Consider the following 11,233-nt stretch of genomic DNA (forward strand, 5'->3'; position numbering starts at 1 on the left):
CCCGAAGGCATCCCCGACGGCGCCCCCGAAACCACCCCTGACAGCACCCCCATCCAGCCGGGTGCCCTGCACGACGAGCACCCCCTCACCTCGTACGTCCTGCGGGTGAACGGCGCCGACCGGCCCGTCACCGACGCGTGGATCGGGGAGTCGCTGCTCTACGTCCTGCGTGAGCGCCTCGGCCTCGCCGGGGCCAAGGACGGCTGCTCGCAGGGTGAGTGCGGGGCGTGCGCGGTGCAGGTGGACGGCCGCCTCGTCGCCTCCTGCCTGGTGCCCGCGGCGACCACCGCGGGCAGCGAGGTCCGTACCGTCGAAGGGCTCGCCGCCGACGGCCAACCCTCGGACGTACAGCGGGCGTTGGCGTGCGGTTCCGCCGTGCAGTGCGGCTTCTGCATCCCCGGCATGGCGATGACCGTGCACGACCTGCTCGAGGGCAACCCGGCGCCGAGCGAGCAGGAGACCCGGCAGGCGCTCTGCGGCAACCTCTGCCGCTGCTCCGGCTACCGGGGCGTCCTGGACGCCGTGCGTGACGTGGTGGCCGAGCGCCAGGCGTCCGCCGCGGCCGACGCCCCCGTGGAGCAGGCCGCCGCCCCCGCCGACCTCGCCGACGGTGCGGCCGTGGCCCGGCCGGAAGACACCGCCCGTATCCCGCACCAGGCGCCGCCCGGCGCGGGCAGCGTCAACGCCTCGCACCTGCCGCCCCAGGCCGCCCCGTACGACCCGCAGTTCGCCGACCGGGACGACCGGTACGACGGCCGGAACGACACCTGGAACGACGGCCGGAACGACAACTGGAACGACCCGCATGACGGAGGAGCGGCGTGAGCAACGAAGCGGCCGCCACGGCGACCAGCCCCCCTGGCGGCTCTGCCACCCCCGCGAGCCCCTCCGCCGCGCCGCAGCCCTCGCACGGCCTGGGCACCTCGCTCATGCCCGCGGACGCGCAGGCGAAGACGGAGGGCACCTTCCCGTACGCCTCCGACCTGTGGGCCGAAGGGCTGCTCTGGGCCGCGCTGTTGCGCTCGCCGCACCCGCACGCCCGCATCCTCTCCGTCGACACCGCGCAGGCCGCGGCGATGCCCGGCGTACGCGCCGTCGTCACCGCCGCGGACATCCCCGGCGACGCCGCGCACGGACGGCGCGTACACGACCGTCCCGTCTTCGCCTCGGATGTGGTGCGCCACCACGGCGAACCCATCGCGGCTGTGGCCGCCGACCACCCCGACACGGCACGGATGGCCGCGGCCGCGATCCAGGTGGAGTACGAGGTACTCGACCCGATCACCGACCCCGAGCAGGCCTTCGCCGCCGAACCCCTGCACCCCGACGGCAACTTGATCCGGCACATCCCGCTCCGCTACGGCGACCCGGAGGTCGCGGGCGACCTCGTCGTCGAGGGGCTGTACCGCATCGGCCGCCAGGACCCCGCGCCCATCGGCGCCGAGGCGGGCCTCGCCGTGCCGCGTCCGGACGGCGGTGTGGAGCTCTACGTCGCCTCCACCGACCCGCACACCGACCGCGACCTGGCCGCCGCCTGCTACGGCCTCGACCCGGACCGCGTGAAGGTCGTCGTCACCGGCGTCCCCGGCGCGACGGCGGACCGCGAGGACCCGGGCTTCCAACTCCCGCTCGGCCTCCTGGCGTTGAGGACCGGCTGCCCGGTCAAGCTCACCGCGACCCGCGAGGAGTCCTTCCTCGGCCACGCCCACCGCCACCCCACGCTGCTCCGCTACCGCCACCACGCGGACGCCGAGGGCCGCCTGGTCAAGGTGGAGGCCCAGATCCTCCTGGACGCGGGCGCGTACGCCGACGCCTCGTCCGAGTCCCTCGCCGCCGCGGTCTCCTTCGCCTGCGGCCCGTACGTGGTCCCGCACGCCTTCATCGAGGGCTGGGCGGTACGCACCAACAACCCGCCGTCCGGCCATGTGCGGGGCGAGGGCGCGATGCAGGTGTGCGCGGCGTACGAGGCCCAGATGGACAAGCTGGCGGCGAAACTGGGCGTCGACCCGGCCGAGCTGCGGATGCGCAACGTCATGGCGACCGGCGACATCCTGCCGACCGGCCAGACGGTCACGTGCCCGGCCCCGGTGGCCGAACTCCTGCGCTCCGTAAGGGACTTCCCGCTGCCGCCGCTCCCCAAGGACACCCCGGAGGAGGAGTGGCTGCTCCCCGGCGGCCCGGAGGGCGCGGGCGAACCCGGCGCGATCCGCAGAGGCGTCGGCTACGCCCTCGGCATGGTGCACATGCTGGGCGCGGAGGGCGCCGACGAGGTGTCGACGGCGACGGTCAAGGTCCAGGACGGCACGGCCACGGTGATCTGCGCGGCGGTCGACACGGGCCAGGGTTTCTCGACCCTCGCCCGGCAGATCGTGCAGGAGACCCTGGGCATCGACGAGGTCCACGTGGCCTCCGTCGACACCGACCAGCCCCCCGCGGGCCCCGCCTGCCGAGGCCGCCACACGTGGGTTTCGGGCGGCGCGGTGGAACGCGCGGCCAAGATGGTCCGTACGCAACTCCTCCAGCCCCTGGCGGCCAAGTTCGGCATGTCCACGGAGCTGCTCCAGATCACCGACGGCAAGATCACGTCGTACGACGGTGTCCTCTCGACGACCGTCACCGAGGCCATGGACGGCAAGGAACTCTGGGCCACGGCGCAGTGCCGCCCGCACCCCACGGAACCGCTGGACGACACGGGCCAGGGCGACGCGTTCGTCGGCCTCGCCTTCGCCGCGATCCGCGCGGTGGTGGACGTGGACGTGGAGCTGGGCTCGGTCCGCGTCGTCGAACTCGCCGTCGCGCAGGACGTCGGCCGCGTCCTCAACCCGGCCCAGCTGACGGCCCGCATCGAGGCCGGCGTCACCCAGGGCATCGGCGCGGCCCTCACGGAGAACCTCCGCACACCGAAGGGCCTCGTCCGCCACCCCGACCTCACCGGCTACGCCCTCCCGACCTCCCTCGACGCCCCCGACATCCGCATCGTGAAGCTGGTGGAGGAACGCGACGTAGTAGCCCCCTTCGGCGCGAAGGCCGCCTCGGCGATCCCGGTCGTCACGACCCCGGCAGCGGTCGCGGGCGCGGTACGGGCGGCTACGGGGCGGACGGTGAACCGGTTGCCTATTCGGGGGCAGGCGGCTGTGGTTCAGGAGTGACGGGGCTTCCAGGCCGGGTCCGGGCGAGGCACCCGTGGGCTTCGCGCTCGCGCGGAGCGGCAGTGATCCGCACCTCGGCTGTTGTGCTGGTGGCACCGAGTCGTGATCGCCAACTGGCGTATGCGCAAGCCGGGTTGGGTTCCTTGCTCAGGTTCCTCCTCGATGTGGGCGAGAGGCCCTCTCAGAACACCGGCAGCGCCGTCAGCATCGGGCCGTCCACGACGAAGACGCGGTTGCCGCCCGCCATGAGCCAGTGCTTGCCCTTGTGCTTCAAGTCGAATTCCCAGACAGGTGTGTTGAAGGCGCTCGGGTCCACGGCCTGCACGAGGCCGAGCCGGTCCTCGCCGCTGAAGTCGTCAGCGGAGTAGCTCCAGATGCCGCGGCCCTGCGCGATCAGCGGGCTGCCCGCGCTGCCTGGTCTGCGGTCGTTCCACACCTGCGTGCCGTCGCGGAGGTCGAGCGCGGACGCGTCCACGCCGTGGGTGGCGTAGACGGCGTTCTTGTGGATCGTCGGCTTCCCCCAGATCCTCAGATCCTTGGTGCGCGTGCTGGGGCCGACCTGGGCGTTCCAGAGTTCCTTGCCGTCCTCGAGGCGACGGGCGGTCAGGGAGTGGCCGTTGAGGTACACGGTCCCGTCGGCCACCGCTGGGCGGATGGTCTCTTCGGCGATGGACTGCCCGTCGAGGCGCCATGCCTTCCGGCCGTCGGCCGTGTGCACGGCGAAGACGTCACCGGACGCGGTGGCGACGAGCAGCCGGCCGTTCGCTGCCACGCCCAACGGCGGCCGTTCGGTGCGGAGCTCGCCGGAGACGCGCACCGTCCAGCGGATCCGGGCGTCGGAGCGGCCGATGCTACGCAGGCGGCCCTGGTCCGTGACGACATACACCGCGTCCTCGTCCGCGGCGAGCAGTGTGGCCACGTCGGCCTTGGCGGTCCAGCGAGGCTCGCCGGTGGCTGCTACGTAGGTGCGCAGCGTGCCGTTGTCGTCGGCGGCGGCGACCAGGGAGTCCGAGAGGGAGAGGTAGTTCGCCCCGCGGTCTGCTCCGGGTGCGGTCCAGCGCCGCTTGCCGTCCACGACGCTGTGGGCTGCGATGCCGCCGTCCTTGGCGCCGAGGACGATGACATCGCGTACGAGCAGGGGCGCGATCGGGTCGGCGGAGATGAGCCGGGACGGGCCCCAGAGCGGGGTGATCTTCTGGCCCTCCAGGCCGTTGGAGTCCTCGGGCTTGGGGCGGCGGCGTGCGGTCGGGGTCTTCGCCGCGGGAGGAAGGGCGAACGCCGCCTGCTCGCGGTGACGGTCGAGCAGCCACCAGCCCCCGGTGCCGGCGACGGCCGTGACGCCGGCACCGGCGGCGAGAGTGGCGAGGAGCTTCCTCCGCGACCAGGTGGGGCGCTCGGTGCCGGAGTTCGGGACGGCCCCGACGGAGGGGTCGCCGGCGGTGTGATCGGTGTGCTCGCGCCGGGTGACGTAGGCGGCCAGCGGGGCGGGCAGCCAGGAGGTTTCGGTGGTCGTCGGCGAAGGTTCCGGAGACGGTGCCGGGGACGCCTCCAGGGGCATCGGGACGGCCGCCGCCTCCACGTCCGCCAGGGAGGGCCGGGCATGCGGGTCTTTGGCCAGGCAGCGGGTCACGAGGATCCGCAACTCGGCCGGTACGTCGTCGAGTCGGGGCTCGCCGTTGACCGTCTCGTGGAGCACAGCCGGTGCGTGGTCGCCGGGGAACGCCGGGCTACCGCTCGCCGCGTACGCGAGCACCGCCCCCAGGGCGAACACGTCAGCGGCAGGTCCCGTCAGCTGTCCGAGGATCTGTTCCGGTGCGCCGTAGCCGGCCGCGACCGGAAGGGAGTCCGTGGCGGTCAGCGCGAGTCGGCGCCCCGGGCGTGCGGTACCGAAGCCCACGATGCGCGGGCCCTCGGAGGTGAGGACGACACCGGCCGGCTTGAGGTCGTGGTGGAGCAGGCCCGCCGCGTGGATGTCGTCCAAAGTGCGGGCGAGTGCCCCAGCCAGGGTGCGCACGGCCGGCTCGGGCAGCGGGCCGTACGACCTGACGGCCTGCTCGAGCGTCGGGCCTGCCACGAACTCGGCGGCGACCCAGGGCTGTTCACCCTCCGTGCCCGTTTCGAGGACCCGTGCGACCCCTGTGGCCAGGACCGGCCGGGCCGCCAGGGCGCCGCTCACGACGTGCTCGGCGAAGGCCCGGTCCTCGGCGAGTTCCGCGCGGATCAGCTTCACCGCCGCGGTGCCGCCGGAGTCGTCCCGGCCGAAGTACACCGGTCCTGTCGTGCCCGTGCCGAGGAGGCTGTGCAGCCGGTAAGGGCCCAGCTGCACCGGGTCGGCCGTGCCGAGAGGGTTCATGGTGAGGCTGCTCTCTTCGCGCTTCCGGTCAGTCAATGGGGTATCCCGCGAGCGAGTCCCCGCCGAGCGCGAGGATGCGGCTGCCGTAGTCGGTGACCGACTCGTGGACGGAGAAGTGGTCGCCGGAGAGGTTGAGCCCGCGTTTCGCCCGCAGTCCCGAGTCGGTGTCCAGGGCGAGGAACGCCTTACCGCTCCTGCGGTAGATGTACTCGGCCCCGGTGAGGGGCGGGGTGGCCAGATCATCGGCGGTGGGTGGCGGGCCGCCCTGTTCCCGCCAGAGCACCTCGCCCGTGCCTGGGTCGATCTTCACCAGGCCGGTTCCCTCCTCGACGACGCACACGCCGGAGTCGCCGGTGCCCTTCGTCAGCGCCGGGGGACCTGTCCGGCGGGAGTTCCCGGACCCGTATCTCCACTCCTCCTTCCCGTCGCTCAGGCGCAGTGCCCGCGACGGCCCGGCCGGAGGGTAGACCTGTTCGTAAGAGGGCTCCACCTCGAGCCGGCCGCGCAGGGCGCCGGGGGCCGCGCCGGGCAGTGGCTGATCCCAGCGTGGCTTGCCGGTGCGCAGGTCACGTACGGAGAGCAGGACGCCGCCCGCGGCCGTTTCCTGCAGCAGCACCAGGTGGTTGTCGACGGCCTGCGCGGCGAGGAAGTGGAGCCGTCGGGAGGAGGCGGGGCGGCGTGGCAGCCGTACCCGCCAGCGGACCTTGCCCTTCGCGGCGTCGACGGCGAGCAGGTACCACTTCTGCTCCTCGGTGAAGCCGAAGCCGCTAGTGGGGCGCCGTCCCTGGCCCGCGCAGAGGAAGACGGTGCCGTCGCCCTCGTCGTCCTCCGCGCAGATCAACTGGGTCGGCGTCAGGCTGCCGTTGTACCCCTTGACTTCGACCGGTTCCGGCTCCAGATCGCTGCCGTAGAGGTTGATGGTCCTCAGGGTGAGCGGACCGTCGTCGCCCCGGGCGGTCTCGCTGAGGTAGAGCAGGCCGCCCGACTTGCCCTGGGTGGTGCAGCGGTGCGGGGGTGCGGTGCCGACCGACGCCACCTTGACGTGGCCCCGTTCCGTTTCGATGACCCGTACCCGCCTGCCGTCCGCCACGGCCAGCTGATCGCCGCCGAGGTCCAGCAGGGCGGGCGGCACGATGAGTCCCGGCGCGGGGGAGAGGTCGACCTTCCACTTGTACGGGGTCCTCGGCGGCAGCGACGCACTCGGCGACGGGGCGGCCGGGGTGGCGGGACCGGCGGGCCCGCTGTCGTCCCACGGCCCGTGACGGCCCAGCCAGGCCCACGTTCCCGCTGAGACCGCGGCGAGCCCGAGCGCCGAGCCGCCGCCCGCGACCAGCAGCCGCCTGCGGGACAGGCCGGACGGTCCGGGCCGCGTCTCGGCGGGTTCGGGCAGGCGGGTGGTGTCCGTGGTGCGGTCCCCGGTCACGCGCCAGACCTCGGTCGCGCGGCGGCCGATCTCGGCGAGCAGAGCCGCCGGGAGGTGGCTCGTGAACTGACCGGCGGCTTCGGCGAGTTGGCCCGTATCATTCGCCATCGCTACGGCCGGGTCGCCCAGTTGGGCGGCGAGTGCGGTGGTGTCCGGGCGTTCCTGCGGGTCCTTGTGCAGACACTGGAGCAGAACCGGCCGCAGCCCCTCGGGTACGCCGGTGAGGTCCGGCTCGGCGTAGCGGACCCGGTAGAGCAGGTCGGCCGTCTGGCCGGATCCGAACGGGCCGGATCCGCAGGACGCGTAGCTGAGCACCCCGGCGAGGGCGAACACGTCGCCCGCCGACGTGTGTTCCTGCCCGGTGGCCTGTTCCGGGGACATGAAGGCAGGCGTGCCGGCCGCGGCGCCCGTGCTCGTCAGGCGCTCGTCGCCGATGGCACGGGCGATGCCGAAGTCGATGACCTTCGGGCCGTCGACCGTGACCATGATGTTGGACGGCTTCAGATCGCGGTGCACGACGTCCGAGCGGTGCAGTTGGGCAAGGGCCGTACAGAGCCGGGCGCCGAGCGCGCGCACCAAGGGTTCGGGCAGCGGTCCGGCCAGCTCCACGGCGTCCTCGAGAGGCGGCCCGAGGACGTACTCGGTCGCCATCCACGGAGTCGGGGCGAGCGGGTCGGCGTCGAAGACCTCGGCGCCGTGGACACCACCGATGACCCGGGCCGCGTCCACCTCCAGGCGGAACCGGGTGCGGTAGGTCGGGTCGTCGGCGAGGCCGGCGTGCATCGTCTTCACGGCAGCGGTACGGCCCCGGTCCGAGCGCGCCAGAAACACCGTGCCCATGCCGCCGCTGCCCAGGCGGGCCAGTGGACGGTAGGCCCCGAGCTGCTCCGGGTCGTCGTGGGCGAGTGGCGAGAACATCAGAGGTCAGTCCAGAGCGCTTGTGGGGACGGGGAGTTCGGTGGCCAGGAGCGCTGCCGCATCGCGGACGAGGGCCTCGACCAGGCCGGCGGGCAGCGGGAACGGCCCGGCACCGGTGCTCGGGTACGAGCCGTCGCCGACGTCGCCGTGCGGGCCGGCCGCGGCGAGACCGAACCCGACCGTCGCCGTGTCCGCCGGGGTGGCCGCGGTGCCGAACGGGAGGGTCGTCGTGTCGGCCGAAACGCCCGGGGACCCGAACGCCAGGGTCAGGGCGTCTGCCGTGGCGGTGCCGGACGCGCCGTCCACAAGGGTGGCGACCGGCGCACGTCCCGCCAATGTCTGCCTGACCTCATCGACGGCGGGGCGCTTGGCCGGGTCCCGCGACAGGCAGGCGGTGATCAACGAGCGCAGCCCTGCGGGCAGTTCCTCGCGCTCCGGGACGGTGTGGCCGCAAGCCGCGTACGCGAGCACCGCGCCGAGAGCGAAGACGTCCCCCGACGGCCGTGGCCGCCCGCCCTGGGCCTGCTCCGGCGCCACGCAGCCCGGGTCCAACCCCGGTACGTCGATGCGCTGTTCGCCGTCCGGGGCGGCGGTGCGCACGGCGCCGTAGGAGGTGAGCAGCGGGCCTTCGGCGCCCAGGAGCACGGCGGTGGCCGACAGTCCCGCATGTGTGAAGCCCTCGGCATGGACCGTCGCGAGGGTGGTGGCGAGCGCCGCACCCAGCGCGCGCACGACCGGCTCGGGCAGTGGTCCGCCGTACCGGGCGAGTGCCTCCGGGAGCGGTAGCACCGGCAGGTACGGGTGGGCGTACCAGGGGGCGTTCGCCGTACCTCCGGTCTCGGTGACCGGCGCGAGTCCGGGCGGGGGCTCGGGCAGGGAGAGGCGCCGGGCCCCCTCCGCCTCGATCGCCCAGCGGACCGGGTCGGTGCCGGGCCGGGGCACGACGGCCAGAACCGTGCGCAGGCCGTCCGGCGTGCGGGCGACGTAGCGCAGCTCACCCGACGGGCGCGGCCCGTCGGTCGGGTCGAGCCGGGCGAGGACGGTGTACGGGCCGATCTGCTCCGGGTCGTCCGGGCGTAGGTGTTCCATGTGCGGCTCCCCGTTCCGTGCGATGCGGCTTGTGGTCGGTGATGTGGTGCTCAGGCGAAAGCGGGCAGGGCGATGAGCCGGGTGATGTCCCGGACGAAGACGCGGTTGCCGTCCCCCCGCAGCCCGTGCGGCCCGAGCTCGTCGGGCAGCGGCAGGGTCCATGCCCCACGGCGGCGCTCGTGGGTGTAGGCGGAGAGGCTGAGGCTGTCCTCGTCGCTGCGGAAGGCGTACACCCCGTCGCCCTGCACGGCCACCGGGCTGTACATGTGGTACGACTCGGGCGCCTTCCAGCGCTCTTCCCCGCTGCTCGGGTCGTATCCCGTCAGATACGGCCCCTGCGTCGCGTACACCGTCCCGTCGTGCAGGCAGGGTGGGCCCGCGGGCATGGTCTTGCCGTCCACGACCGGGCTCTTGGCCCATAGTTCCTTGCCGTCGGAGAGCCGCCGGGCGGTGAGTGTGTGGCCGTTGACGCAGGCGACGTCTCCGGTGATGACCGGGCTGATCGCCGTCTCGTCGGCGGAGGCCTGCCCGACGATGTCCCACACCTGGCGCCCGGAAGCGGAGTCGAGCGCGGCGACGTAGCCCTGTTTGGTGGCGAGGATGAGACGGCTCCGGCCCGCGGCCCCCGGCCACCACTCGGTGTCCTTGTCCGTCTGCTTGACGCGGGTGGTCCACAACACCCCGGCGTCGCCGCGCGCGATGCTCCGTATCCGGCCGTCCTTGGTGAGGACGTAGACGGCCGTGCTGTCCGCGGCCAGGATCTTCCGCCCGTCGGCCGGGGCCGTCCAGCGCGGCTCTCCGGTGGCGGCGACGAAGGTGACGAGTCCGCCCTCGGAGTCCAGGGCGGCGATCAGCGCGTCCGACAGAGCGACGTACCCGCTGGACGCCTTCGCCTTGTCCGTTCTCCAGCGAACTCGGCCGTTCGTGACGTCGTGCGCGGTGAGGCCACCCTTCGGGTCGGCGACGACGAGGACGTCCCGTACGGGCAGCAGATCCCCCTTCGCCTTGTCGAGCGCGGACGGCAACTCCCATAGGGGTTCGGGTGGTTGGCCCTCGACGAGGGTCACGCTCCGCGCCTTCGGCGTCTCGGCGGCGGGTGGCACCGCGAAGAGGCGCTGCCGGCGGCGTGCGCTCCGCGCCTGCGCCAGCTCGCGTTCCTCGGCACGTTCCCGCAGCCACCAGGCCCCAGCGCCGCCACCACCCGCGACGAGGGTCCCGCCGGCCGCGAGCGCGGTGATCAGGCGCCGTCGGGAGAGTCCGGAGTGGGACGCGCCACCGGAACCGGAGACAACCGTCGTCAGCTCGTGGACCGACCGCTCCCGTTCCTTGATGTCCTCGGCCAGTGACCCGTGGGTCCAGGCGCGTTCCGCACCGTGCGGCGGCGGAGCGAAGGCGGTGACGAGCTCGGCCGGTGCCGGTCGGGCCGCTGGATCCTTGGCCAGGCAGGGAGTGATGAGCCTGCGCAACTCCTCGCTGATTCCGGCCAGTTGCGGCTCACCGTGCACCACCTCGTACTGCACGGCGGCCACATGGCCGCCCTCGAAGGCCCGCTGCCCGGACGCCGCGTACGCGAGTACCGCGCCGAGCGAGAAGACATCGGCGGCCGGTCCCACCCGGCGGCCCAGGGCCTGTTCCGGCGCACCGTAGCCCGGCGTGACCGGGACCTGGCCGGTGGTGGTGAGCGTCAGGCCGTGCTCCGGGCGCGCGATGCCGAAGTCGATGACGCGCGGACCCTCCGACGTCAGGACGATGTTGTCGGGCTTCAAGTCACGGTGGATCAGGCCCGCGGCATGGATCTCTCCGAGGGTGGCCGCCACCGAGGCCGCGAGGGCGCGCAGGGAGGGGTCGTCCAGGGGGCCGAAGGACCGTACCGCCTGCTCAAGGGTGGGGCCGGTGAGGAATTCGATCGCGATCCACGGCCGCCCGCCCTCCGTCCGGGCGCCCAGTACCTGCGCGACACCCGCGCTGGTGACGGCCTGCGCCATGCGGGCCTCGCGGACGAACCGCTGGGCGAGGTTGTGGTTTCCGGCCAGCTCGGGCTTGAGTACCTTGACCGCGGCGGTGCCGCCCTGGGTCTCCTGCCCGAAGTACACCTTGCCCATCCCGCCCTCGCCGAGGACGCCGAGCAGCCGGTACGGGCCGAGGCGCAGCGGGTCACCGGCGCCCAGGGGCCTCACGAGACTCGGACGGGTATGTGGGCAGGGTCCAGGTGTGTCATGCGCAAATCTCCCCCTTGGTCTGTGCAGGACAGGACGAGCGTACTCAACCTCCGCTGCCGGCCCCTGCCTCCGCCCCCCCCAC

6 protein-coding genes are annotated in these 11,233 nt (G+C 73.4%); 2 read left to right on the plus strand and 4 right to left on the minus strand.

Annotation, left to right across the window (positions count from 1 at the left end):
• Window positions 1–825 (plus strand): (2Fe-2S)-binding protein (locus GUY60_RS26190; protein WP_161702067.1); only part of this gene is annotated, 825 nt, incomplete at its 5' end.
• A complete protein-coding gene (locus GUY60_RS26195) occupies window positions 822–3,149 on the plus strand; it encodes a xanthine dehydrogenase family protein molybdopterin-binding subunit (protein WP_161702069.1) in 2,328 nt (775 codons plus the stop codon). The genes GUY60_RS26190 and GUY60_RS26195, both read left to right, overlap by 4 nt.
• A 181-nt stretch (window positions 3,150–3,330) precedes the next feature.
• On the opposite strand, the gene GUY60_RS26200 is transcribed toward GUY60_RS26195, so the two are convergent.
• From GUY60_RS26200 to GUY60_RS26215, 4 genes are read right to left on the minus strand one after another with little or no spacing between them, the layout of a single operon-like run.
• Window positions 3,331–5,538, minus strand: a complete 2,208-nt coding sequence (locus tag GUY60_RS26200) for a serine/threonine-protein kinase (RefSeq protein ID WP_161702071.1) — start codon at window positions 5,536–5,538, stop codon at window positions 3,331–3,333.
• Window positions 5,531–7,843 (minus strand): serine/threonine-protein kinase, encoded by a 2,313-nt coding sequence (locus GUY60_RS26205; protein ID WP_161702073.1) that lies wholly within the window; start codon window positions 7,841–7,843, stop codon window positions 5,531–5,533. The genes GUY60_RS26200 and GUY60_RS26205 overlap by 8 nt, the downstream gene beginning before the upstream one ends.
• A gap of 6 nt (window positions 7,844–7,849) precedes the next feature.
• A complete protein-coding gene (locus GUY60_RS26210) occupies window positions 7,850–8,932 on the minus strand; it encodes a protein kinase family protein (RefSeq protein WP_161702075.1) in 1,083 nt (360 codons plus the stop codon).
• Window positions 8,933–8,982: 50 nt separating this feature from the next.
• Entirely contained in the window at window positions 8,983–11,109 is a 2,127-nt protein-coding gene (locus GUY60_RS26215; protein ID WP_161702077.1) for a serine/threonine-protein kinase, read from the minus strand.
• Window positions 11,110–11,233: the final 124 nt, after the last annotated feature.

The sequence above is a fragment of the Streptomyces boluensis genome (assembly GCF_009908195.1).
Classification (GTDB): Bacteria; Actinomycetota; Actinomycetes; order Streptomycetales; family Streptomycetaceae; genus Streptomyces; species Streptomyces boluensis.